This is a genomic window from Rhizobium sp. 01N447_2, assembly GCF_056399245.1.
Window position 1 is genome coordinate 1 of sequence record NZ_JBFTQY010000009.1, and the last position, 23,439, is coordinate 23,439.

Sequence of the window (23,439 nt, forward strand, 5' to 3'; positions counted from 1 at the left end):
GTGGAATAATCGACGATGCCTGCACCGCCGAGCGCCGGGTTGACGAGGATACCGGTGCCGAGAGCGCCGATGATGCCGCCGACGCAATGGACGCCGAAGACATCAAGGCTGTCGTCGTAGTTGAACTTGTTCTTCACGACGTCGACGAAGAAGTAGCAGACCGGCGAAACGATGAGGCCGAGAACGATCGAGCCCATCGGGCCGGCAAAGCCGGCTGCCGGGGTGATGGCAACGAGACCGGCGACGGCACCGGAAGCACCACCCAGCATGGAAGCCTTGCCGCGGGTGAGGGTTTCAACGATGCACCAGGACACAGCGGCAGCAGCCGTTGCGACGAAGGTGTTGATAAAGGCAAGCGAGGCATAGGCATTGGCTTCGAGGTTGGAGCCGGCGTTGAAGCCGAACCARCCGACCCAGAGCAGCGAGGCGCCGACCATGGTCAGCGTCATCGAGTGCGGAGCCATGATTTCCTTCTTATAGCCCGTGCGCTTGCCGAGCATAATGGCGCCAACGAGGCCCGCAATACCGGCATTGATATGAACGACCGTGCCGCCGGCGAAGTCGATTGCGCCGTAGGAGAAGATCAGGCCGGCTGGCGCGGTGTAGGAGCTCGGACCGCCCCAGAACCAGACCATGTGCGCCATCGGGAAGTAGATGAAGGTGACCCAGAGGACGACGAAGAGCATGACGGCCGAGAACTTGATGCGCTCGGCGAACGCGCCGACGATCAGGCCGGGCGTGATGCAGGCGAAGGTCATCTGGAACACGATGAAGGTGTATTCCGGAATGGCGACGCCCTTCGAGAAGGTTTCGGCGAGCGACGACGTGTTGACACCGGCGAGGAACGCCTTGGAGAAGCCGCCGACGAAGCTGTTCAGCGAGCCGCCATCGGTGAAGGCGAGCGAATAGCCGTAGGTCACCCAGATCAGCGCCACGACGGCCGTGATCATGAAGACCTGCATCAGCACCGAGAGCATGTTCTTGGCGCGGACGAGACCGCCGTAGAAAAGCGCAAGGCCGGGGATGGTCATCAGAAGGACGAGCGCCGAGGAGACGAGCATCCAGGTATTGTCACCCTTGTCCATGGTGAAAGCAGGAGCAGCAGCGGCGGTGGCAGCTGGTGCAGCCTCCTGCGCGAAAGCAACGGCCGGCGCCAGAAGGGCGGCCGAAGCTGCGCAAAGACGCGCAAAGGTGGAAGAAAACTTCGAAATTGACATTGGAAAAAGCTCCTTGATCTGCCGTTCTTACAGCGCTTCTGAATCGGTTTCGCCCGTACGGATGCGCACGGCATGGTCGATCGAATAGACGAAGATCTTGCCGTCACCGATCTGACCGGTCTTGGCCGATGCCGCTATGGCCTCGACCGCCCTGTCGACGAGTTCCGATGCAACTGCGATTTCGATCTTGAGCTTCGGCAGGAAGCTGACTGCATATTCGGTGCCGCGATAGATTTCGGTGTGCCCCTTCTGGCGCCCGTAGCCCTTCACTTCGGTTACGGTCAGCCCCTGAATACCGATCGCCGTAAGGGCTTCGCGGACCTCATCGAGCTTGAACGGCTTGATAATGGCCATCACAATTTTCATCTGGTTTCCCATCCTTCGTTATCCTCGGCGCGGAGCCGACTCTCCTTGCCGCTGACGTTCCTGAACAGCGACCGGCCAATACACATTCAAGGGACGTGCCAGATTCGAGGCAAGACGTAAGTTATTGAAAAGTAAAGGTTATAATAAAGAGTGCCAATAAACAGGCAAATGATCGGCCGATAAGCGCACAAATAACGCGCAAATTTATAAAGTTGCATATTTTTTATTCATTTGCCTTTTTCCGAATCAGGCCTTCCTGCGCGACCGATGCGATCAGGCTACCAGATCGTGTAAATAGGCTACCCCGGGTTAATCCTCTGGCGCCCGAAGCCGACGGACTGTCCTGCGTATAAAGCAGCCAGTCGTCGAGCTTGCAGGGTCTGTGGAACCACATGGAGTGATCGAGGCTCGCCACCTGCAGGCTCTGGTCGAAGATGGACGTTCCGTGCGCATAGAGCGACGTATCGAGCAGCGTCATGTCCGAAAGATAGGCAAGCACCGCCGCCTGATAGAGCCGGTCGTCGGGAACCGGGCCGGTGGCGCGCACCCAGACGTCCTGTTTGGGATCGAGCTTCCTGTCGGAAAAATAATGCGTCAGCGAGACGGGGCGGATCTCGATCGGCCGCTCACGCTGCCAGTATTTTCGGATCGCTTCCGGCGCGTGGGCGAGATACTGTTCCTTGATCTGCTGCTCGCCGAGCAGCGCCTCCGGCATCTCGACCTCGGGCATCGCGATCTGGTGCTCGAAGCCCGGCTCCTCCACCTGGAAGGAGGCCGACAGCGCGAAGATCGCCTTGCCGTGCTGGATGGCGACGACGCGCCGCGTGTTGAAGCTCGATCCGTCGCGGATGCGCTCCGCCTGGTAGATGATCGGCACCGAGGGATCGCCGGGACGCATGAAATAGGCATGCAGCGAATGGACGAAACGCTCGCCCTCGATGGTGCGCTGCGCCGCCATCAGCGCCTGGCCGATCACCTGGCCGCCGAAGACCCGCTGCCAGCCGGCCTTGGGGCTGCGGCCGCGGAAGATATCGACCTCGATCGGCTCCAGGTCGAGCGTCGAAAGCAGCGTCTCCATCGCCGAAGGCCCTGATGTCTCGCTCGTCATTTCTATGTCTCCCAGCGGTAGGAAGTGAAGTTGCGATGATCTATATAGAGCACATCTGAGGCATAAGGTACGGGAGCGGCGCGATGCTGGACATGCTGGTTGTGGGCGGGGGGTATGTCGGCCTTTCCGCCGCTGTCGCGGTCAAACAGGCCGCGCCGCATCTGAATGTCGCGGTCGTCGAGGCGGCCCCCGAGCATGTCTGGAAAAATGATACGCGCGCTTCCGCCATCATCGCGGCGGCGGCAAAGATGCTCGAGGTCTTCGGCATCTGGAACGAGATCGAGCCGGAAGCCCAGCCGATCACCAAAATGATCGTCACCGACTCCAAGACCTCCGATCCGGTGCGTCCGGTTTTTCTGACCTTCGACGGCGAAGTGACCGAAGGCCGGCCCTTCGCCCACATGATCCCGAATGTTGCCATGGTCGCAGCACTGCGCGGCGCTTGCGAGAGGCTCGGCATCGACATCCGCCACGGGCTCGGCGCCACGGAGCTGAAGACCCACGACACCCATGTCACCGTCACGCTTTCGGACGGCAGTGCGCTGGAAACCCGCCTGCTGGTTGCCTGCGACGGCGTGCGCTCGAAACTGCGCGATCTCGCCGGCATCAGGACCGTCACCTGGGACTACGGCCAGTCCGGCATCGTTGCAACAGTCGAACACGAGCGGCCGCATGACGGATGTGCCGAGGAACATTTTCTGCCGGCCGGCCCCTTCGCCATCCTGCCGCTCAAGAACAACCGCTCCTCGCTCGTCTGGACGGAGCGGACGCCGGATGCCAACCGGCTGGTCGCTGCCGACGACCTGATCTTCGAGGAAGAGCTCGAACGCCGCTTCGGCCATAAGCTCGGCGCACTGAAAGTGATCGGCGACAAGCGCGCCTTCCCGCTCGGCCTGACGCTCGCCCGCTCCTTCATCGCGCCGCGTTTCGCGCTGGCCGGCGACGCCGCCCATGGCATCCACCCGATTTCCGGTCAGGGCCTCAATCTCGGCTTCAAGGATGTGGCGGCACTTGCCGAAACCATCGTGGACGCCGATCGCCTCGGCCTCGATATCGGCTCGATCAACATTCTCGAACGCTACCAGACCTGGCGGCGCTTCGACACTTTCCGCATGGGGGTGACGACGGACGTCTTGAACCGGCTCTTCTCCAACGACGCGACGCCGATCCGCATCGCCCGCGACGTCGGCCTCGGCATCGTCGACCGGCTGCCGCGCCTCAAATCCTTCTTCATCGGCCAGGCGGCCGGAACGACGGCAAAGGACAATCCACGCCTGCTTGCCGGCCAGACAATTTAACCTTTGTTTTTACGCAATTCCCGGCAAAACCGCCTCACGCTTTTCCTGGAATTGCATTATTCGTCGAGGCGGCGGGCCTCGGACACCAGCATGATCGGAATGCCGTCGCGGATCGGATAGGCAAGCCGCGCCTTTTCCGAGACAAGCTCATTCTGCTCGCGATCATAGGAAAGCCGGCCCTTGGAGAGCGGGCAGACCAGGAGATCGAGCAGCTTTGGATCGACGCGGCTGAGTTTTTCATCCATGGCTGAAGTCTACTGCAGAACCGTGTCGGAGTCACCGAAGACGCGCGCCAGCACGATTTCGGTAATGGCGATCAGCGTCTCGGCCCGCGTCTTCAGGTCCGGCGCCTCCAGCAGCGCCTGTTTTTCCGCCGGCCCGAAGGKCGACATCATCGCCAGCGAATTGACCAGCGTCAGATTGCTCGCCCGCTCGACGCTCTCCCAGTCAGCCTCCAGCTTGTTGGCATCGAGATAGGCCTTGAAAGCGGTCAGAAGCGCTGCGCGGTCGACCGCCTCCTCCTCGTTCGCGGCCGAGAGGTCGGCGATGAACGGGGCGATACGGAAGATCCGGAAGGGATCGCTGGTCGATTTCTCTTCCAGCAGCCGGAAGCGGCAGACGCCGGTCAGCGATACGATATAGCGCCCGTCGCCGGTCTCCGCGAAGGAGGTGATGCGGCCGAGGCAGCCGACAGCGGCAAGATTGGGCTCGCTGCCCTTGTCCTCATGTTCGCCGAGTGCCGGCTGCACCATGCCGATCAGCCGGTTTCCGGTCAGTGCTGCATCCAGCATCGCCAGATAGCGCGGCTCGAAAATGTTGAGGGGAAGCTGCCCGGCCGGCAGGAGGAGGGCGCCGGTCAGGGGGAAGACAGCGATCGCATCAGGCAGATCGCCCGGCTTCAGGTATCTGGCATTCCCGACTTGCATGAAACCGTCCCGCATTCTTGTAACGGGCATGCCCGTCCTCACGAGAATGTGGTGCCCTCGCCCGAAAACGCAAGGGCAGATGCTCGAAACTTACAGCGCCGCGCGTCTTTTTAGACGCGCAAAGGACGCTGCGTAGATTCAAACTGATAGCGTGTCTTGTCGGACGCGTGGCGCTTTAGGAGAACAGCATCGCCGAAAGCTTGCGGCGCGCTGCAACCGTCGCTGGATCCTTGAAGCCCCAGACCTCGAAGAACTGCAGCAGCTGGCGGCGGGCGCCGTCATCGTCGAAGGCACGGTCCTTGCGCATGATCAGCAGCAGATGGTCGGCCGCCTCGTCGCGCCGGCCTTCGACATTACGGATCTTGGCAAGCTTGATCCGTGCCTCGTGATCGTCGGGATTGGCGGCCAGTTCACGCTCAAGCGCAACGGGATCACCGAGCTTGCGGGCCTCCTCGATATGCTCGAGCTTCATCAGCACGGCCTGGATGCCGGCGTCTTTCGCCAGCTCTTCCGGCAATTCCGTCAGTATTTCGCGCGCCCGCTGATGCTGGTCTGCGGCGATCATGCATTCAGCCATGCCGGCAAGCGCCTTGGCATTCTCGGGATCGGCCTGCATCACGGCGCCGTAGAGCTGAGCGGCCTCGTTGATATTGCCGGCGGCAAGCAGTTCCGCCGCTTCAGCAACCACCGCTTCGATTTCGGCCGCCTCGTCGGCGCCGGCCGGACCGGCGATCCGGTCGATGAACTGCTGGATCTGGCTTTCCGGCACCGCGCCCATGAAACCGTCGGCAGGACGGCCGTTGACGAAGGCGATGACGGCGGGGATCGACTGGATGCCGAGCTGGCCGGCGATCGAGGGATGGTCGTCGATATTCATCTTGACCAGCCGGACACGGCCCTTGGCTTCGTTGATCACCTTCTCCAAGACCGGAGTCAGCTGCTTGCATGGACCGCACCAAGGCGCCCAGAAATCGACCAGCACCGGCTGCTTGCGCGATTCCTCGATGACGTCCGTGCCGAAATTCGCGGTCGTCGTCTCCGTGATGTAGCTGCCGGCAGGTTCCGGCGTAGCACTGAAGCTTGTCTTCGCCGTCATCTGATTTCCGAAGGAAGCGTTATAGGGGTTGTCGCTGCCGCTCATAGGTATCTCCCGCCGCGCCGATCCTGYCGGCGTCTTTGCTAAAGCATGTCGCGCAAAACTATGGTGCGGTTTTGCGATAAAGGCATGCGCAAAACCAAAGACTAAAGCGCGGCAAGCGAATCTAAAAGACCGCGACGCGCTTTAGCGCTAAAATCGTATGTCAGGACGTCACTTTCAAGACAAGCGGCTTATGTCCGGTCGCTTCCATGAAACGGATGAGATCGCTGCTCGCAATCGAGGTCGTCGCATCGTTGGATAGCGGATGGCAGTTGACGATCTCCTCGCGCATCAGCTCGGCATCGAGCACGAAGGTGACATTCTCTGCGGTATCGTTGATCGCGCCGAAGGCGGTGACGGCCCCAGGGATGACGCCGAGATATTCCATCAGCTTTTCCGCCCTGCCGAAGGAGACCCGGCCGGACCCGCCGATCAAATTATGCACCTGCTTGAGGTCGACCTCGGCATTTTCCTCCACGGTCAGCAGAAAATACCTGTCCTTCTTGTCCTTGATGAAGAGGTTCTTGGTGTGGCCGCCGGGGATCTCGTCGCGCAGGGCCACCGATTCCGCCACGGTGAAGACCGGCGCATGGTCGACCGTCTTATGGGCAATGCCGAGCCCATCGAGAAAGGCAAACAATTCTTCTCTTGTCTTCGGGGCATTTTCTGACATGGGGCAATCCATTGGGCAGGAAGGGAAAAAAGCGAGGCGTCCTGATTAAGTCGGCCCACATCGTTTGGCAATCTTTGCGACCGACGCTTTGCCCCGCATTTGCGGCCTTTCCGCCGGGCGTCTGCGCGCATTAGAATTTTTCTTCACCTCTCCGTCATTTCCCTGTTGCATTTGAAAACCCGTTAGGCCATATAGCGCCGGTCGCCGCGAGGCGGCGCCCACGGTCCAACAACTACCCCGGACCGATGCGGATTGAGCGGGTGTAGCTCAGGGGTAGAGCACAACCTTGCCAAGGTTGGGGTCGAGGGTTCGAATCCCTTCGCCCGCTCCAGTTTCTCAAAATATCAAAGCTTTAGTATATCTTTGTCGCGCATATAAGCTGCGACCTTGGTGTTTGCCGATCCGCAAGTTCGTCGATCCGGCGAATCAGAGAGGCGGGTACTCCTCGCAGCCATAAGCGAAAACTGCTGAGCTTGACGCGATCTTTTGCGTGCATCCCGCGACCCGCGGCATGGCAACGCCACCCTGCTTGGCCTCGACAAGCGCGATGATTTTTCTGATCATGGTGATCGACAGGCGACCGATCGCGCTGTGATGAGATGGGCAGGCACAGCTTGCGGCGAGCCCGCGCTTGGTGTCAGATGACCGGCGAAATTCTTGACGACGGCACTGGCCTCGAAGGCCCGGGCGCCGCCGACGCCACTTACAACTTTCTGACTGCTCCCAACATCAACTGAGGTTTCCCATGCGCATCGCCGTCGGTGGCATTCATACCGAATGCAGCACATACAATCCCGTCCTGAACGAGGAGAAGGATTTTCGAGTATTACGCGGTGAAGCGCTGCTGGCCGCGCCCTATTTCGCCTTCCTCAGGGATTATGATGCCGAGTTCCTGCCGACGATCCATGCCCGCGCCATTGCCGGTGGTCCGGTTTCGCGCGCCACCTACGAGGCCTTCAAGGGCGAATTCCTCGAGCGGCTGAAGCCGCTGCTGCCGCTCGACGGTCTCTACCTCGCCATGCACGGCGCCGTGTATGTCGAGGGCATGGAGGATGCCGAGGGCGACTGGATCAGTGCTGCCCGTGCGCTGGTCGGCAAGGATTGCACCGTTTCGGCGAGCTACGACCTGCACGGCAACGTCACCCAGCGCATCATCGATGCGCTCGACATCTATTCCACCTATCGCACCGCGCCGCATATCGATGTCGAGGAGACGATGCGCCGCTCCGTCTCCATGCTGGTAAAGAGCCTGAAAACCGGCGAGCGGCCGAGCCTCCTCTGGGCGCCGATCCCGGTCGTGCTGCCCGGCGAGCGCACCAGCACCGTCGATGAGCCGGCAAAGGGCCTCTATGACCTGCTGCCTGGGATCGATGCGCTTGACGGCGTTTGGGATGCATCGCTGATGGTCGGCTATGTCTGGGCCGACGAACCGCGCGCCACCGCCGCTGCCATCATGACCGGCACCGACCGCGCCGTGCTGGAACGCGAGGCCAAACGTCTCGCGAGGGCTTATTGGGATGCGCGCGAAGACTTCGTCTTCGGCTGCGAGACCGGCTCGCTTGAGGAATGCGTCGAAAGGGCGATCGCGAGCCCCACTGCCCCTGTTGTGCTTGCCGAATCCGGCGACAACCCGACCGGCGGCGGCGTCGGGGACCGGGCGGATGTATTGGCAGAGTTGATCGCCAGGGGTGCCACCGGCGTCGTCTTCGCCGGCATCGCCGACAAGGCAGCGACCGAAGCCTGTTATGCCGCCGGCATCGGCGCGGAACTGGACCTCAGCGTCGGCGCCTCGCTCGACACCAAGGGTAGCAAGCCGGTTGTCGCCCGTTTCGCGGTTAAGTTCCTGCATGAAACTTCTGATCCGACCGACCGCCAGGCGGTGGTTTCGACCGGCGGCATCGATCTCGTGCTTTCCGCCRAGCGCCGGCCCTATCACAATATCGCCGATTTCACCCGGCTTGGCCTCGACCCGCACCAGGCAAGCATCATCGTCGTCAAATCGGGCTATCTCTCGCCGGAACTGGCGCCGCTCGCCAATCCGAACTTGATGGCGCTATCAACAGGCGTCGTCGACCAGTTCGTCGAGCGCCTGCCGCGGCTGCGCAAGCAGCATCCGACCTATCCCTTCGACAAGGATTTCGCCTTCGAGCCGCAGKTCTTTCTTTCCGCACGCTCGACGCCGGCCTGAGATTCACCTGAACCAATTATTTCCATTTGCACAAAAAAGCGCTTGACGGTCGCTGCGTTTTGGTTTGCACTGAACCAATAGAAAATTGGTTCGGACCATTTAAACGAATGCCGATGGATGAGACGCAGGGCAATTCGAATTATGCGCTGGAGAGGCTGAGGGCTCTCTTGCGGTCCGACAGTCTCGACGCCGACGGCAAGCTGCCGACCGAGCGCACCCTTTCGGAAATGCTGGGCGTCGGCCGCCGTGCTGTCCGCCGAGCCCTCGAAGTGCTGGAGGCCGAGGGGCGCGTCTGGCGCCGCCAAGGCTCCGGCACCTATGCCGGCCCGCGCCCCGATGGCTGGAGCGATCATGTCGGCTCGATCGTTGCCGGCACCGATCTCATGGAAGTCATGGAAGTGCGCCTACGCATCGAGCCGCAGCTCGCCCAGCTTGCCGCCATGCGCGCCAAGGCCGCCGATATCGAGCGCATGTATGATCTGGTGAAGAAGATCTACGAAAGCACCGATGCCGACGGGCGCGAACTCTGGGATGGGGCGCTGCACCGCCAGATCGCCCAATGCGCCGGCAACGGCTTCTTCCTCACCATCTTCGACGTCATCAACCGGGTACGACAGGACGAGGCCTGGCAGACGATCCGCGAGCGCGCTCGCAGCGCCAGCCGAACGCGGCCCGTCACCTTTAACCAGCACACGGCGATCGTCGATGCGATCGCCGCCCGCGATCCGGCCAGAGCCGGCGAAGCGATGCGCCAGCATCTGCTGACGCTGCAGGAAAGCCTCATCCGCATCACCTCGCTCGATCATAGCGAAACGGAGGTCGACAAGACCCTCGCCTGAGCTGGGAGAGAAAATACGGGCGGACCATAACCGCCGGAATGGAAGCAAAAACCAAACAAAAAATAGACAGAGGAGAATGGAATGAAGATCGCCAAATTGCTGACCATCGCCGTTGCCGGCGCACTGTTTGCACTTCCTGCCTTCGCCGTCGACCTGAAGATCGGCCTGCAGGACGATGCCGACGTGCTCGATCCCGCGCAGTCGCGCACCTTCGTCGGCCGCATCGTCTATACCGCGATGTGCGACAAGCTGGTCGACGTCTCACCGGACCTGAAGATCGTGCCGCAGCTTGCCACCGAATGGAGCTGGTCGGCCGATGGCAAAGAGCTCACCATGAAGCTGCGCCAAGGCGTCAAGTTCCATGACGAGACCCCCTTCAACGCCGAAGCCGTCGTCGCCACCATCGAGCGCAACATCACCCTGCCGGAATCACGCCGCAAGAGCGAGCTCACCTCGGTCGCAAAGGTCGAGGCGACAAGCGAATACGAGGTCAAGTTCACCCTCAAGGCGCCCGACGTCACCCTTCTTGCCCAGCTTTCCGACCGCGCCGGCATGATCGTCTCGCCGAAGGCCGCCAAGGAGCTCGGCGCCAAGTTCGGCGATCACCCGGTCTGCGCCGGCCCGTTCAAGTTTGTCGAGCGCGTCCAGCAGGACCGCATCGTGCTTGAAAAATTCCAGGACTACTGGAACAAGGACAAGATCTTCATCGACAAGCTCACCTATCTGCCGATCCCGGATACGACGGTGCGCCTCGCCAACCTGCGGTCCGGCGATCTCGACATGATCGAGCGTTTGGCCGCGACCGACGCCGAAGCCGTGAAGTCCGATTCGAGCCTGGTCTATGCCGATGCCGTCGGCACCGGCTATATGGCGCTCTATACCAATATCGGCAACGGCGCGCGCGCCGACAATCCTTTCGGCAAGGACAAGCGCCTGCGCCAGGCTTTCTCGCTGGCGATCGACCGCGATGCCGTCAACCAGATCGTCTATGAAGGCACGGCCATCTCCGGCAACCAGCCCTTTCCGCCGAGCAGCCCGTGGTTCGACAAGGAAATTCCCGTCCCCGCCCGTGATCTCGACAAGGCCAAGGCGCTGATCAAGGAAGCCGGCTTCGACCGTGTGCCGATCGAGCTGCAGATCCCGAACAATCCAGTCGCCATGCAGATGATGCAGATCATCCAGTCGATGGTCGGTGAAGCCGGCTTCGACGTCAGCCTGAAGTCGACGGAATTCGCTACGCTGCTGAGCGAGCAGACCGCCGGAAATTATCAGCTCAGCCGTTCTGACTGGTCCGGCCGCGTCGATCCCGATGGCAACATCCATCAGTTCATCACCTGCAAGGGCGGCATCAACGACACGAAATACTGCAACGCCGAGGTGGACAAGCTGCTGAACGAAGCCCGTGCGTCGACCGACGAGGCCGTGCGCAAGCAGAAGTATGATGCCGCCGCCGTCATCCTGAACGACGATCTGCCGATCATCTATCTCGGCCATCAGTCCTGGATCTGGGCGCTGCACAAGAACATCACCGGCTTCGTTCCGTCGCCGGATGGCATGATCCGCCTCGTCGGCGTCAAGAAAGCCGGCTGATCCCTGGAGCATGATGCCGAAAAGTGTGAGCGGTTTTCGGACGACATCATGCTCTACTTTTTGATTTGGATCCGGATGATTTTAGGCCGCTCCGGCCTAAAATCATCTGGATCCAGCAAATCATGCGGCGGAAACCCTCCGCCGCATGATTCTAAAGCGCGTCGCAATCTTTCAGATTCGCGTCACGCGCTTTAGCTTTTTGTTTTACGCATGTCGTTATCGCAAAACCGCTGCACACTTTTGCGCGACATGCTTTAGTCGTGTCAGGATCGCCCATGTATACCTACATCGCCAAACGGCTCTTGGTCGCCATACCGACGCTTTTGATCATTTCGATCTTCGTCTTCTCGCTGCAGAAGCTGCTGCCCGGCGACCCGATCCTTGCCATGGCCGGCGAGGAACGCGACCCGCAGGTTCTCGAATTCCTGCGCGAGAAATACCGGCTGAACGATCCCGTGCCCTATCAATATGTCCGCTGGCTGGGTGCCGCACTGCAGGGCGACCTCGGCATCTCGCTGCGCACCAACCAGCCGGTTCTGCAACTCGTCGGCGAAAAGCTGCCGGTCACCATCCAGCTTGCCATCATGTCGATGATATTCGCCTTTGCGATCGGCGTGCCGATGGGCATCCTGGCGGCCGTCAAGAAGAACACGATGATCGACTATCTCGCCAACATCATCGCGCTGACCGGTCTGTCGATCCCGAATTTCTGGCTCGGCATCATGCTGATCCTCCTGGTTTCGGTCAATCTCGGCTGGCTGCCGGCATCGGGCTACGAACCCTTCTTCAGCAATCCGCTTCGTTCGCTGGAAACCATGCTGATGCCCTCCTTCGTGCTCGGCAATGCGCTGGCCGCGACGCTGATGCGACATACCCGCTCGGCCATGCTTAGCGTACTCAGCGCCGATTACATCCGCACCGCCCGCGCCAAGGGACTGCCGGAAAGCACTGTCGTGCTCGAACACAGCTTCCGCAATGCGGTGCTGCCGATCGTGACACTGACCGCCCTGCTCTTCGGCGAACTGCTCGCCGGCGCCGTACTGACCGAGCAGATCTTCACCATTCCGGGTTTCGGAAAGCTCATCGTCGACGCCGTCTTCAACCGTGACTACGCCGTCGTCCAGGGCGTGGTGATCTGCACGGCGATCGGCTTCATCCTGATGAACCTGTTGGCCGACATTCTCTACGTCCTGCTCAATCCGCGCATGAGGGCCGCTCTATGACCGCGATTGGAGAGACCGGCATTCCGGCCGCCGACCGCACGCCGAGCCGCGCCTGGCGCAAGCTGAAGGCCAACAAGGGCGCCCTCGTCGGCCTTGCGATCATCGCTTTCTTCGCCATCCTCGCAATTGCCGCTCCCCTTCTTCCGATTCCCGATCCGAACGCCACAAGCTGGTCGGCAATCCGCAAGCCCCCGTCCGCCGCCCATTGGCTTGGCACCGACGATATCGGCCGCGACATTCTTTCCCGGATGATCTGGGGCGCGCAGGCTTCTCTGATGGCCGGCGTCTTCTCGGTAGCCATTGCCGTTATCATCGGCGTGCCCTTCGGCCTTATCTCCGGTTATTTCGGCGGCTGGATCGACATGGTGATCTCTCGCATCACCGAAGCCTTTCTGGCCATGCCTTTCCTCATCACCGCGATCGCGCTCGCAGCCTTTCTCGGTCCGAGTCTGACCAATGCGATGATTGCGATCGGCCTTTCGGCCATGCCCGTCTTCGTGCGGCTGACGCGCGGCCAGGTGCTTTCGGTCAAGACCGAGGAATATGTCGAGGGCGCCCGCTCGATCGGCCTCCGGTCATCGAGCATCATCACCCGCTACATCCTGCCGAACGTCTTTGCACCGATCCTCGTCCAGGCGACGTTGACCATCGCCACCGCCATCATCGCCGAAGCGAGCCTCTCCTTTCTCGGCCTCGGGCAGCAACCGCCGGCGCCGAGCTGGGGCTCGATGCTGAACGTCGCCAAAAATTTCCTCTCCCAGGCGCCATGGATGGCAATGTGGCCGGGTGCCGCGATCTTCCTCGTCGTCATCGGTTTCAATCTTTTAGGCGACGGCCTGCGCGATGCGCTCGATCCGCGCGAAGCATGATTTCTTGAAAGGACATTTGACATGACCGCTTTCACGACCCGTCCAGAAATCCTCGGCACCTTCGGCGTCGTCACTTCCACGCACTGGATCGCCTCGGCGGTCGGCATGAGCATTCTCGAAAAGGGCGGCAACGCCTTCGATGCGGCAGTGGCGACGGGTTTCGTGCTGCAGATCGTCGAGCCGCATCTTTGCGGCCCGGGCGGCGACCTGCCGGCGGTGATTTATTCGAAGAAAAAGGACAAGGTCGAGGTCATCTGCGCGCAAGGCCCCGCCCCCGCCGGTGCGACGATCGAACACTATACGGCGGAGGGCCTGAGCCTGATCCCCGGCGATGGGCTGCTTGCGACCGTCATCCCCGGCTCCTTCGATGGCTGGATGCTGATGCTGCGCGACTACGGCTCGATGAGCGTGCGCGATGTGCTGGAACCGGCGATCAATTACGCCGAGCACGGGCATCCGATGCTGCCGCGCGTCTCCGCCACCATCAAGGGGCTCGCCACCTTCTTCGAGAAGGAATGGCCGACCTCCCATGAGACTTGGCTGCCAGGCGGCAGCGCCCCCCAAGCGCATGCGAATTTCAGGAATCCGGTGCTTGCCGAAACCTGGAAGCGCATCATCGCGGAGGCCGAGGCGAAAAGCGGCCGGGAAGCGCAGGTCGAGGCGGCCCGCGACGCCTTCTATCGCGGCTTCGTCGCCGAGAAAATCGACGACTATCTGAAGACCGCAGAGGTGATGGATGCAAGCAGCAACCGCCACAAGGGCGTTTTGACCGCCAACGACATGGCGAACTGGTCGGCGACGATCGAGGAACCGCTGACCTATGATTATCATGGCTGGACGATCGCCAAGATCGGCCCCTGGGGCCAGGGTCCGGTCTTCCTGCAGACCCTGTCGATCCTCAAAGGCTTCGATCTCGCCGCGATGGATCCCGCCGGCGCCGATTTCGTCCATACCGTCGTCGAAGCGATGAAGCTCGCCTTCGCCGACCGCGAAGTCTATTACGGCGATCCGAATTTTTCGGAGATTCCCATCGCGCATCTGCTGTCGGAGACCTATGCCGCCGAGCGCCGCAAGCTGGTCGGCGCGGACGCCTCCTTCGATCTTCGTCCCGGCATCGTGCCTGGCTTCGAAGCGCAGCATGATCTGACGATGAAGATGCTCGGCGCGGATTCCAAGACCGGCGCCGTCTACGAGCCGACCATGGCGCATCTTTCCGAAAAGCGCGGCGACACCGTGCATATCGACGTCATCGACCGCGACGGCAACATGGTCTCCGTCACCCCGTCCGGCGGCTGGCTGCAATCCTCCCCGACCGTGCCCGGCCTCGGCTTCTGCCTCAATTCCCGCGCCCAGATGTTCTGGCTGAAATCAGGCCTGCCGACGTCGCTTGCTCCCGGCAAGCGGCCGCGCACGACGCTGACGCCTTCGCTCGGCCTCTATGAGGGCCGCCCGACGCTCGCCTTCGGCACACCGGGCGGCGATCAGCAGGAACAGTGGCAACTTTCCTTTTTCCTGCGTTATGCGCATCACAAGCTGAACCTGCAGGCGGCGATCGACCAGCCGCTGTTCCACACCTCGCATTTTCCGGGCTCCTTCTATCCGCGCACCCGCGAACCCGGCAGCCTGATGGCGGAAGCGAATTTCGGCCCTGATGTCCTCGATGCCCTGCGTCGCAAGGGTCACAAGCTGACAGTCGCCGATCCCTGGACGATCGGCCGGCTGACTGCCGCAAGACGCGATGCCGACGGGCTGTTGCGCGCCGCGGCCACCCCGCGCCTGATGCAGGCCTATGCGATCGGGAGATAGCCATGACCTGGTCCATCGTCGCCCGTGATCCCTTGACCGGCCATCTCGGCATCGCCGTCGCGACCCGCTTCTTTGCCGTCGGCGCCCTGGTGCCGCATATTCGCGGCGGCATCGGCGCCGTTGCTACCCAGGCCTTCGTCAGCCCGCTTTACGGCCTCGACGGCCTGTCGCTGCTGGCTGCAGGCAAGGCGCCGGAGGAGATTATCGCCGAGCTGACCGCGCGTGACGCCGGCCGAAATCAGCGGCAGTTGCACCTCATCGATGCGAAGGGGCGCAACGCCGCCTTCACCGGCGCCGCATGCATCGACTGGGCGGGGCATCTGATCGACGAAAACGTCTCAGTCGCCGGCAACATGCTCGCAGGTCCTGACGTCGTCGCCGAAACGCTCGCCACCTACAACAATGCGATGGACAAGCCGCTGGCCGAACGCCTGCTCCTGGCGATGCAGGCAGGCGAGGATGCCGGCGGCGACAAGCGCGGCAGGCAGTCCGCCGCCCTCGTCATCCACCGCGACCAGGATTATCCCTGGCTCAGCATCCGCGCCGACGATCATCCCGATCCGCTCGCCGAACTTGTCCGCCTGCATACGGTGGCGGGTGAACGTTATCTGCATGTCGCGGAGACGATGGCGACGCGGCAAAATCCGAACGGCATGACTGACAGGCGCGAGATCGATGAAAAGATCGCGGCGCTGGAAGCGGCCCGCATCGCGGAAGGCGGGCCTTCCGCCTCGTTCGCCACGCCTTTGAAGATGTGAATTAGATAAAACCAAGGGAACGATATGAGTGATGTTTCTTCAGCCTCCGCCTCTCCTGTTCTCTCGGTCAGGAACCTGACGACCGCCTTCCTCGTCGATGGCGACTGGAAGCCGGTGGTGCGCGACGTCTCCTTTGACGTCATGCCAGGCGAGACGGTGGCGATCGTCGGCGAAAGCGGCTCGGGCAAGAGCGTCACCTCCCTTTCGATCATGCGGCTTCTCGCCAAGGGATCGAGCCGCATCGATGGCGCCATCACCTTGAACGGCAAGGATGTTCTCGCCCTCCCGGAAAAGGAGATGCGCTGGGTGCGCGGCAACGACGCCGCCATGATCTTCCAGGAGCCGATGACATCCCTCAACCCGATCTTCACCATCGGCCGCCAGATCTCCGAAGCGCTCACCTGCCACGGCGATATCGGCAAGGCCGAGGCGCGGGCCGAAACCGTGCGCTTGCTGGAAAAGGTCCGCATCCCGAACGCCGCCTCGCGCTTCGACGAATATCCGCACCAGTTCTCAGGCGGCATGCGCCAGCGCGTGATGATCGCCATGGCGCTCGCCAGCCGGCCGAAATTGCTGATCGCCGACGAGCCGACGACGGCGCTCGACGTGACGATCCAAGGCCAGATCCTCGACCTGATCAAGATGCTGCAGGAAGAAGAGGGCATGTCCGTTCTCTTCATCACCCACGACATGGGCGTCGTCGCCGAAATCGCCGACCGCACCATCGTCATGTATCGCGGCGAGGCTGTGGAAACCGGCACGACCGACGACATCTTCCATCGCGGCAGGCATCCCTATACCCGCGCTTTGCTCTCGGCCGTGCCACGCCTCGGCTCGATGGCCGACCGGAAATGGCCGCTGCGTTTCCCGGTCGTCGATACCACGACCGGCGAACGGCGCGAGCCGGTCGAGGTGGCCGACACCGTCGACCGCCGCCGGACGCCGATCCTCGAAGTCAAGAATCTCGTTACCCGTTTCGATATCCGCGGCGGGCTGCTCGGCCGCAAGACGGGAGCGATCCATGCGGTCGAGGACGTCTCCTTCAATCTCTTCCAGGGCGAGACGCTGTCGCTCGTCGGCGAATCCGGCTGCGGCAAATCGACCACCGGTCGCTCGATCACCCGCCTCGTCCAGCCGAACGGCGGCAGTGTCAGCCTCGACGGTTATGACGTGCTGAGCCTTGATGCAGTCAGTCTCAGACGGATGCGCCGCAGCATCCAGATGATCTTCCAGGATCCCTTCGCCAGCCTCAACCCGCGCATGACCGTCGGCGCCGCCGTCGCCGAACCGATTACGGAGCACGGCCTCGGCAGCGGCGCTCAGGCCCGCGACAAGGCGGCCGATCTTCTCGAACGCGTCGGACTGAAACCCGACATGATGAAACGTTATCCGCACGAATTCTCCGGCGGTCAGCGCCAGCGCATCTGCATCGCTCGCGCGCTCGCACTCGATCCGAAGGTGATCGTCGCCGACGAAAGCGTTTCGGCCCTCGATGTCTCGATCAAGGCGCAGGTCTGCAATCTGCTGATGGACCTGCAGCAAAGCCTCAACCTCGCCTTCCTGTTCATTTCCCACGATATGGCGGTGGTCGAGCGCGTCAGCCACCGCGTCGCGGTGATGTATCTCGGCGAAATCGTCGAGATTGGTCCGCGCGCGGAACTGTTCAGCAATCCGCAGCACGCCTACACGAAGAAGCTGATGGCAGCCGTGCCTATTCCCGACCCCTCGCGGCGCGGCATCAAGCGCAACCTCGGAACCGACGAGCTCAAGAGCCCCGTTCGTCCGGTTGGCTACGTCGCGCCGTCGCGCCGATACCGGGAGGTGACGGCAGGCCATCTGGTGCGGGTCGATGAAGCCGCCTGAGCGCGGAAACCCATTCTCTGGAGCAGAGGATACACAAGTATTGCGGGAAAATAACCCGTGCTGGTGGCGCGCGGGCCGTCATTTTTGCTGCACCGCTTATATGACTTATGCTAGATATTATTTTACCGATAATTATTAACGACCGATTCCACCCATTTGTGTTCTCTTATCCTTGCGAATCAAAAAGGTTTGATTTGCCCGGGGACGGCCACCATGTTGAAGCATGGGGCGATGCAACAGTTGGGTAGGAGCCTATGCTGCAACGGATTGAAGACATTGATGCAGCGCTCGTCGACAGGCTGCAGCATTCGGCGTTCAAGTACTTCCTGAAATATTCCAATCCCGAAAACGGCCTGGTGGCGGATACCTCGATCGGCGGGGTTCCGTGCAGCATCGCAGCCGTCGGCTTTGCGCTTTCCTCCTATCCCGTCGGTGTCGAGCGTTGCTGGATCAGCCGCGAGGAAGCGGCCGAGCGTACGGTCAATACGCTGCGTTTCTTCGCCGAGGCGCGTCAGGGCGAGGAACGCCACGCGACCGGCTACCGCGGCTTCTTCTACCACTTCCTGCATATGGATACCGGCCATCGCGCCTGGAACAGCGAGCTTTCGACCATCGATACGGCGCTGCTTGTCGCCGGCATCCTGACATCAGCGCAATATTTCAATCGCGAAGACGACGAGACGGAGACTGAAATCCGTGAACTCGCGACCTTCATCTACGAGCGCGTCGACTGGCGCTGGGCGCTGAACAGAGGCGACACCATTTCCATGGGTTGGAAGCCCTCTTCCGGCTTCCTGCGTTGGCGCTATCACGGCTTCGATGAGGCGATCATCCTCTACACGCTGGCGCTCGCCTCGCCGACGCATCCCATTCCACAGTCGTGCTACGACGCCTTTACGTCAAGCTATTCCTGGATGCTGCACGGCGAGCAGTCCTATCTCTATGCCGGGCCGCTCTTTATCCACCTGTTCTCGCATGCCTGGATCGATTTCCGCACCATTCAGGACAAGCCGATGGCGGAGCGGAACTGGGACTATTTCCGCAACACGCAGGTGATGATCAACGTCCAGCGTGACTATGCCGAACGCAATCCCGGCCAGTTCGTCGGCTATAACAGGAATATCTGGGGTTTCACCGCCTGTGACGGCCCGCCGCCGACACGGCGTATGCGCGGCGGCCGCCAGCCGAAGGTTCTGGGTTATGCCGCACGCGGCGCACCGCTCGGCCCCGATGACGGCACGATCGCACCCTGGGCAGCACTTGCCTGCCTGCCCTACGACCGGCAGGCGGCTCTCGACGGCACCAAGGCGCTTCTGACCACCTATCCGAACCTGCTCTTGGAAGGCGGCTTCCCCGGCGGCTTCAACCCGACGGTCAAGACCAAGCGGCCGGAAGGCTGGGTCGACGACCGCACCGTCGGCATCGACCAGGGCCTTGTCGTCATGACCATCGAGAACGACCGTTCGGATTTCATCTGGAAACTGATGCGGCAATCGCCGGTCATCCGCCTCGGGCTCGAACGCGCCGGCTTTACCGGCGGCTGGCTCGAAGGCATCGAGCCGGAAGAAGTGGTGCGCAAGTTCGGCTAGCGCATAAGCCCGGAAATCGAAATGGATTTCCGGAAAGGATGACGCGAAAACTAAAACAACAGAGCCCGCGCGTCCAATAGGAGGTGCGGGCTCTTAGTTTAGCTCTCGAAGACATGCGCCTTGCCGGCGATATCGAGGCGAACGAGATCGCCCCGCGCCGGAAGGGCGACGCTCGAGGTCTTGATCAGGATTGGCGGCAGCGCAACGCCGTCCAGCGAAACCGCGACGGTGCAGACCGCGCCGCCGAATTCCACCTCGACGACACGCCCGCCGTATTTGCGATCGCCTTCATCAGCAACGACGCGGATCTGCTCGGGCCGCAGCATGATCTCCGCCTTGCCCTGACGACTGCCTTCAACGGCGACATGGCCGAGGGCACAGTCTGCCAAACCGTTGCGAATGATGGCGGGAAGCAGCACGGCATCACCGAGAAACAGTGCCGTCTCGCGATCACGCGGATGCAGATATAATGATTGCGGCGACCCGGCCTGGATCAGCCGTCCTTCCCTGAGCACCGCGACCTGATCGGCAAAGGTCAACGCCTCTTCCTGGTCATGGGTGACGAGGATGGTGGTGATGCCGGCCGCCTGCAGCACGCGCGCAACCGCCTTGCGCATGTTTTCACGCAGACCGGTATCGAGTGCCGAGAACGGTTCGTCAAGCAGCATCAGCCGCGGCTTGCGGCCGAGCGCACGGGCGAGCGCCACACGCTGCTGCTGGCCGCCGGAAAGCTGATGCGGGCGCCGCACCAGCATGCCGCGGTCGAGCTCGACCATATCGAGCAGCTCAAGCACGCGCTGCTCGCGATCCGGGGCCCTTCGTTCGAAGCCGAAGCCGATATTCTCGGCAACGCTTAAGTGCGGAAACAGCGCGCCGTCCTGCGAGACGATGCCGATGCCGCGCTTGTGGGCCGGCACTGTCGTCGGACCGTCCGCCAGCAGGTCGCCATCCAGCGTCACCCTGCCGACATCGGGTTGCTCGAAGCCGGCAATGATGCGCAGCAGCGTCGTCTTGCCTGAACCGGACGGGCCGACGACGGCCGTGCGGCTGCCGGCCGAAACCTCGAGCGAAATATCCTTCAGCGCCTGGACGGGGCCATAGCGCTTGCTGATGTTTTCGATCGTGAGCAGCGTCATTGGCCGGCGGTCCGTTTCGATTGGGTATAGAGCATCAGGGTGAGCGGCAGCGACAGCACGACCATCATGAAGGCGTAAGGGGCGGCCGAGACATAATMGATCTCGCTGGTCAGCGACCAGAATTTCGTCGCCAGCGTATCGACGCCGTTGGGCGACAGCATCAGTGTCGCCGTGAGTTCATTGGTGATGCCGAGTGCGGCCAGCGCGACGCTGGCGGCGGCCCCCGGTGCTGCAAGCCGCATGGTGATCTGCCGCACTGCCTGACCCGGAGTGCGGCCGAGACCCATCGCGGCGCGCTCCAGCTCCACCGGCGCCTGGGCGATGCTGGCGCGCAGCCCGACCATGGCGCGCGGCAGAAAAAGCATCACATAAGCGACGAGCAGCGTTGCGAAGGTCTGATAGAGCGGCAACACGAGACGCACGGTGATCGTCACCAGCGCCAGCGCCACGACGACGCCCGGCAACGAGCCGACATAATAATGGCAGGCTTCAAGCACACGCTGGAAGCGGCCGGGCGCACGCACGGAAAGCCAAGCCATCGGTGCTGCGGCAATCGTCGCCAGCACGCCGCCGACAATGGCAAGCACGATCGTCTGCAGGAAGGCGCTGCCGACCTCGATGCGCCAGATATCGGTACCGCCAAGATAGAGCCAGCGGCCAAGCGTCACCAGCGGCACGCCGAGCGTCAGTACCGCGAGAATGACAGGCAGCAAAACGGCGGGCACCACGAACCAGCCCAGCCGGCGGCGGTCCGTGGGACGTGGCGAGCCCGAGCCGACGCGGGCATAACGTTCGTTGCCGCGCACCAGCACCTCGAAGCCGAGTAGAAAAAGGCAGCAGGCGACAAGCACGCCGCCGAGCATGTTGGAGGCCGGGCTGTTGTAGGAGGACTGGAACTGGTCGACGATGGCAGTCGCGAACGTGTCGAACCGGATCATGACGAACAGGCCGTACTCCGAAAGCAGATGCAGGGCGATCAGCAGCGAACCGCCGCAGATGGCGAGCCTGAGCTGCGGCAGCACGGCGCGGAAGAAGACGCGCCAGGGATTAAGGCCCAGCGAGGCAGCGGCATCCTCAATGGCCGGATCGAGACGCCGCAGCGCTGCGGCGACCGGCAGGTAGAGGAACGGATAGTAGGCGATGACCGAGACGAAGACGCCGCTCTGCAGGCCGCGCATGCCGGGAACCAGACTGACCCAGGCATAGCTGTGTACGAAGGCAGGCACGGCGAGCGGAGCGATCGCCAGCCAGGCCCACAGCCGCGCAAAAGGAATGTCCGTCCGCTCCGTCAGCCAGGCAAGCGCCACGGCAAGCGCGATCGACAGCGGGATGGTGATCGATTCCAGGAGAATCGTATTGACAAGAAGTTCGCCGACGCGCGGCCGGAAGACCAGGGTCTTCACCGTTTCCCAGCCGACATCGTAGGTGACCCAGCCGATGAAACCGAGCGGCACGAGACTGAAGATCGCGACGACGGTTGCGAGGAGGATCACCGAAGCGTGCGGCATACGTCCGCGCGGCAAAGCCATTCGCGTGGCCCTCGGCGCGACCGGCGCCTGGTTGCCGGATGCGAGCAATCTGTTGTCCTGCAGCAAGGCCGATGCCTTTACACGCTGAAAAAGGAAGGCAACCGCCTTTGAAAGGCGGTTGCCGGATATCGTCATGCCCTAAGGTTTTCTTGAGCCAAATGCAATAGTTTTGGCAGGAAGACGCCTGCGGCAGAAAGGTTAGATCAAGCCGGCGGCCGTCATCAGTTCGACGACCTTCTTGCTGTCGAGGGTCGAAGCTTCGACCTTCGGAGCGTTGAGGTCGGCAAGCGGAGTGAGCTTGTCGTTGGAGGGCGCATCCTTGCCAATGGCATATTCGTAGGAATCGCCGTCCTTGAGGACTGCCTGGCCAGCCTTGCTGGTGAGGAACTTCAGGAAAGCCTGGGCTTCCTTCATGTGTTGCGTGGACTTCAGGACGCCGCCGCCCGAAACACTGACAAAAGCGCCCGGATCCTGGTTCTTGAAGTAGTGCAGGCCGACATTCTTGCTGTTCTCGCCTGTTTTGGCCTGATCGCCGAACCAGTAATAATGATAGATGACCGCGCCTTCGACTTCGCCTGAATTGACGGCCTTCATGGCGACGCTGTTGCCCTTGTAGGGCGTGGCGTTTTCCTTGAGACCCTTCAGCCAGTCGGCGGTCGACTGCTCGCCCTTGAGCTGCAGCAGAGCGGCGACGATGGCCTGGAAGTCGGCGCCGGCGGGGGCCGCACCCCAGCGACCCCTCCAGGCCGGATCTGCGAGGTCGAGCAACGACTTCGGCAGCTTGTCTTCGGTGAGCTTCGTCTTGTCATAGGCAAAGACCGTGGTGCGGGCGGCAATGCCGGTCCACATGCCGTCAGCCGGGCGATACTGCTCCGGAACCTGATCCAGCGTTTCCTTTTCGATGGGGGCAAACAGGCCCGCGCCATCGACCAGCGTCATCGCCGGCGAATTCTCGGTCAGGAATACGTCAGCCGGAGAGGCGTCGCCTTCCTGGATGATCTGGTTGGCGAACTGCATGTCGCTGCCCTGGCGCATGGTGACCTTGATGCCGGTCTCCTTGGTGAAGGCGTCGATCCATTCGCGGCCGAGGCTTTCGTGCTGGGCATTGTAAACGACGAGACCTTCGTCCTGCGCATTGGCGCTGCCTGCGAGCGCGGTGGCGGAGAGAAGCGAAGCGGCAAGCGCGAGGGAAAAACGGTTAAGAGCAATGTTCATGATGGCCTCCGTGGCGATGTCACCCAAGCTCTCCAAGGGCGATGAGAGGCGTATATTTTTCCTGACTGCCGATTTCAAGTTTGTCTTGGCCGGAAAAGCCATCACAAT

Annotated in this window: 20 protein-coding genes and 1 tRNA gene; 11 read left to right on the top strand and 10 right to left on the bottom strand. The window is 62.0% G+C overall.

Features of this window, described 5'->3' with window-relative positions:
* The 3 genes from AC1ECN_RS07185 to tesB form a co-directional block, all read right to left on the bottom strand.
* Window positions 1–1,217: ammonium transporter (locus AC1ECN_RS07185; RefSeq protein WP_477952611.1), on the bottom strand; the 1,217-nt coding region annotated here is incomplete at its 3' end.
* A gap of 27 nt (window positions 1,218–1,244) precedes the next feature.
* Window positions 1,245–1,595, bottom strand: coding sequence for a P-II family nitrogen regulator (locus tag AC1ECN_RS07190; RefSeq protein WP_003543684.1), 351 nt, complete (start codon window positions 1,593–1,595; stop codon window positions 1,245–1,247).
* Between the two features lie 211 nt (window positions 1,596–1,806).
* Window positions 1,807–2,691 (bottom strand): acyl-CoA thioesterase II, encoded by an 885-nt coding sequence (gene tesB, locus AC1ECN_RS07195; RefSeq protein ID WP_130673254.1) that lies wholly within the window; start codon window positions 2,689–2,691, stop codon window positions 1,807–1,809.
* A gap of 83 nt (window positions 2,692–2,774) precedes the next feature.
* Between tesB and AC1ECN_RS07200 the strand changes: the two genes are divergently transcribed.
* Window positions 2,775–3,989, top strand: coding sequence for a ubiquinone biosynthesis hydroxylase (locus AC1ECN_RS07200; RefSeq protein WP_024320445.1), 1,215 nt, complete (start codon window positions 2,775–2,777; stop codon window positions 3,987–3,989).
* Window positions 3,990–4,045: 56 nt separating this feature from the next.
* On the opposite strand, the gene AC1ECN_RS07205 is transcribed toward AC1ECN_RS07200, so the two are convergent.
* From AC1ECN_RS07205 to AC1ECN_RS07220, 4 genes are all read right to left on the bottom strand, one after another.
* Window positions 4,046–4,234: a Trm112 family protein gene (locus AC1ECN_RS07205; RefSeq protein ID WP_012759389.1), complete on the bottom strand. Its 189-nt coding sequence runs from the start codon at window positions 4,232–4,234 to the stop codon at window positions 4,046–4,048.
* 9 nt (window positions 4,235–4,243) lie between these two features.
* On the bottom strand, window positions 4,244–4,930 hold the full coding sequence (locus tag AC1ECN_RS07210; protein WP_477952663.1) for an LON peptidase substrate-binding domain-containing protein: 687 nt from the start codon (window positions 4,928–4,930) through the stop codon (window positions 4,244–4,246).
* A 160-nt stretch (window positions 4,931–5,090) separates the two neighbouring features.
* Window positions 5,091–6,056 carry a thioredoxin gene (gene trxA, locus AC1ECN_RS07215; RefSeq protein WP_024320446.1) on the bottom strand — a complete coding sequence of 322 codons (966 nt, stop codon included), beginning with the start codon at window positions 6,054–6,056 and terminating at the stop codon, window positions 5,091–5,093.
* Between the two features lie 160 nt (window positions 6,057–6,216).
* A complete protein-coding gene (locus tag AC1ECN_RS07220) occupies window positions 6,217–6,726 on the bottom strand; it encodes a prolyl-tRNA synthetase associated domain-containing protein (RefSeq protein ID WP_024320447.1) in 510 nt (169 codons plus the stop codon).
* 256 nt (window positions 6,727–6,982) lie between these two features.
* Between AC1ECN_RS07220 and AC1ECN_RS07225 the strand changes: the two genes are divergently transcribed.
* From AC1ECN_RS07225 to AC1ECN_RS07270, 10 genes are all read left to right on the top strand, one after another.
* Window positions 6,983–7,057 (top strand) — tRNA-Gly (locus AC1ECN_RS07225).
* A 414-nt stretch (window positions 7,058–7,471) separates the two neighbouring features.
* Window positions 7,472–8,914, top strand: coding sequence for a M81 family metallopeptidase (locus tag AC1ECN_RS07230; RefSeq protein ID WP_477952615.1), 1,443 nt, complete (start codon window positions 7,472–7,474; stop codon window positions 8,912–8,914).
* 107 nt (window positions 8,915–9,021) lie between these two features.
* On the top strand, window positions 9,022–9,753 hold the full coding sequence (locus AC1ECN_RS07235; protein WP_018481813.1) for a FadR/GntR family transcriptional regulator: 732 nt from the start codon (window positions 9,022–9,024) through the stop codon (window positions 9,751–9,753).
* An 81-nt stretch (window positions 9,754–9,834) separates the two neighbouring features.
* Window positions 9,835–11,343 (top strand): ABC transporter substrate-binding protein, encoded by a 1,509-nt coding sequence (locus tag AC1ECN_RS07240; protein ID WP_130673256.1) that lies wholly within the window; start codon window positions 9,835–9,837, stop codon window positions 11,341–11,343.
* A 275-nt stretch (window positions 11,344–11,618) separates the two neighbouring features.
* Complete coding sequence (locus tag AC1ECN_RS07245; RefSeq protein ID WP_024320455.1) at window positions 11,619–12,566, top strand: ABC transporter permease; 948 nt, start codon at window positions 11,619–11,621, stop codon at window positions 12,564–12,566.
* On the top strand, window positions 12,563–13,435 hold the full coding sequence (locus AC1ECN_RS07250) for an ABC transporter permease (protein ID WP_130673257.1): 873 nt from the start codon (window positions 12,563–12,565) through the stop codon (window positions 13,433–13,435). The genes AC1ECN_RS07245 and AC1ECN_RS07250 overlap by 4 nt, the downstream gene beginning before the upstream one ends.
* 21 nt (window positions 13,436–13,456) lie before the next feature.
* Window positions 13,457–15,241 carry a gamma-glutamyltransferase family protein gene (locus AC1ECN_RS07255; protein WP_130673258.1) on the top strand — a complete coding sequence of 595 codons (1,785 nt, stop codon included), beginning with the start codon at window positions 13,457–13,459 and terminating at the stop codon, window positions 15,239–15,241.
* Between the two features lie 2 nt (window positions 15,242–15,243).
* Window positions 15,244–15,999 carry a DUF1028 domain-containing protein gene (locus AC1ECN_RS07260; protein ID WP_075224951.1) on the top strand — a complete coding sequence of 252 codons (756 nt, stop codon included), beginning with the start codon at window positions 15,244–15,246 and terminating at the stop codon, window positions 15,997–15,999.
* A gap of 24 nt (window positions 16,000–16,023) precedes the next feature.
* A complete protein-coding gene (locus tag AC1ECN_RS07265) occupies window positions 16,024–17,862 on the top strand; it encodes an ABC transporter ATP-binding protein (protein ID WP_130673259.1) in 1,839 nt (612 codons plus the stop codon).
* 254 nt (window positions 17,863–18,116) lie between these two features.
* Entirely contained in the window at window positions 18,117–19,451 is a 1,335-nt protein-coding gene (locus AC1ECN_RS07270) for a glucoamylase family protein (RefSeq protein ID WP_130673260.1), read from the top strand.
* Between the two features lie 98 nt (window positions 19,452–19,549).
* Here AC1ECN_RS07270 and AC1ECN_RS07275 read toward each other — a convergent pair whose 3' ends face one another.
* The 3 genes from AC1ECN_RS07275 to AC1ECN_RS07285 all read right to left on the bottom strand — a co-directional run bounded on the left by AC1ECN_RS07275 (window position 19,550) and on the right by AC1ECN_RS07285 (window position 23,331).
* Window positions 19,550–20,587 (bottom strand): ABC transporter ATP-binding protein, encoded by a 1,038-nt coding sequence (locus AC1ECN_RS07275; protein ID WP_130673261.1) that lies wholly within the window; start codon window positions 20,585–20,587, stop codon window positions 19,550–19,552.
* Window positions 20,584–22,251, bottom strand: coding sequence for an ABC transporter permease (locus AC1ECN_RS07280; protein WP_477952618.1), 1,668 nt, complete (start codon window positions 22,249–22,251; stop codon window positions 20,584–20,586). Before AC1ECN_RS07280 ends, AC1ECN_RS07275 begins: the two co-directional genes overlap by 4 nt.
* A gap of 63 nt (window positions 22,252–22,314) precedes the next feature.
* On the bottom strand, window positions 22,315–23,331 hold the full coding sequence (locus AC1ECN_RS07285) for an iron ABC transporter substrate-binding protein (RefSeq protein WP_130673262.1): 1,017 nt from the start codon (window positions 23,329–23,331) through the stop codon (window positions 22,315–22,317).
* Window positions 23,332–23,439 lie beyond the last annotated feature (108 nt).

Excerpts from the sequence above, each read along its gene's own strand:
- AC1ECN_RS07190 (WP_003543684.1), bottom strand. The coding sequence starts at position 1,595 with ATGGGAAACCAGATGAAAATTGTGATGGCCATTATCAAGCCGTTCAAG.
- AC1ECN_RS07220 (WP_024320447.1), bottom strand. The coding sequence starts at position 6,726 with ATGTCAGAAAATGCCCCGAAGACAAGAGAAGAATTGTTTGCCTTTCTC.
- AC1ECN_RS07245 (WP_024320455.1), top strand. The coding sequence starts at position 11,619 with ATGTATACCTACATCGCCAAACGGCTCTTGGTCGCCATACCGACGCTT.
- AC1ECN_RS07270 (WP_130673260.1), top strand. The coding sequence starts at position 18,117 with ATGCTGCAACGGATTGAAGACATTGATGCAGCGCTCGTCGACAGGCTG.
- AC1ECN_RS07200 (WP_024320445.1), top strand. The coding sequence starts at position 2,775 with ATGCTGGACATGCTGGTTGTGGGCGGGGGGTATGTCGGCCTTTCCGCC.
- AC1ECN_RS07255 (WP_130673258.1), top strand. The coding sequence starts at position 13,457 with ATGACCGCTTTCACGACCCGTCCAGAAATCCTCGGCACCTTCGGCGTC.
- AC1ECN_RS07235 (WP_018481813.1), top strand. The coding sequence starts at position 9,022 with ATGCCGATGGATGAGACGCAGGGCAATTCGAATTATGCGCTGGAGAGG.
- AC1ECN_RS07285 (WP_130673262.1), bottom strand. The coding sequence starts at position 23,331 with ATGAACATTGCTCTTAACCGTTTTTCCCTCGCGCTTGCCGCTTCGCTT.
- tesB (WP_130673254.1), bottom strand. The coding sequence starts at position 2,691 with ATGACGAGCGAGACATCAGGGCCTTCGGCGATGGAGACGCTGCTTTCG.
- AC1ECN_RS07205 (WP_012759389.1), bottom strand. The coding sequence starts at position 4,234 with ATGGATGAAAAACTCAGCCGCGTCGATCCAAAGCTGCTCGATCTCCTG.
- AC1ECN_RS07260 (WP_075224951.1), top strand. The coding sequence starts at position 15,244 with ATGACCTGGTCCATCGTCGCCCGTGATCCCTTGACCGGCCATCTCGGC.
- AC1ECN_RS07275 (WP_130673261.1), bottom strand. The coding sequence starts at position 20,587 with ATGACGCTGCTCACGATCGAAAACATCAGCAAGCGCTATGGCCCCGTC.
- AC1ECN_RS07265 (WP_130673259.1), top strand. The coding sequence starts at position 16,024 with ATGAGTGATGTTTCTTCAGCCTCCGCCTCTCCTGTTCTCTCGGTCAGG.
- AC1ECN_RS07240 (WP_130673256.1), top strand. The coding sequence starts at position 9,835 with ATGAAGATCGCCAAATTGCTGACCATCGCCGTTGCCGGCGCACTGTTT.
- AC1ECN_RS07250 (WP_130673257.1), top strand. The coding sequence starts at position 12,563 with ATGACCGCGATTGGAGAGACCGGCATTCCGGCCGCCGACCGCACGCCG.
- trxA (WP_024320446.1), bottom strand. The coding sequence starts at position 6,056 with ATGAGCGGCAGCGACAACCCCTATAACGCTTCCTTCGGAAATCAGATG.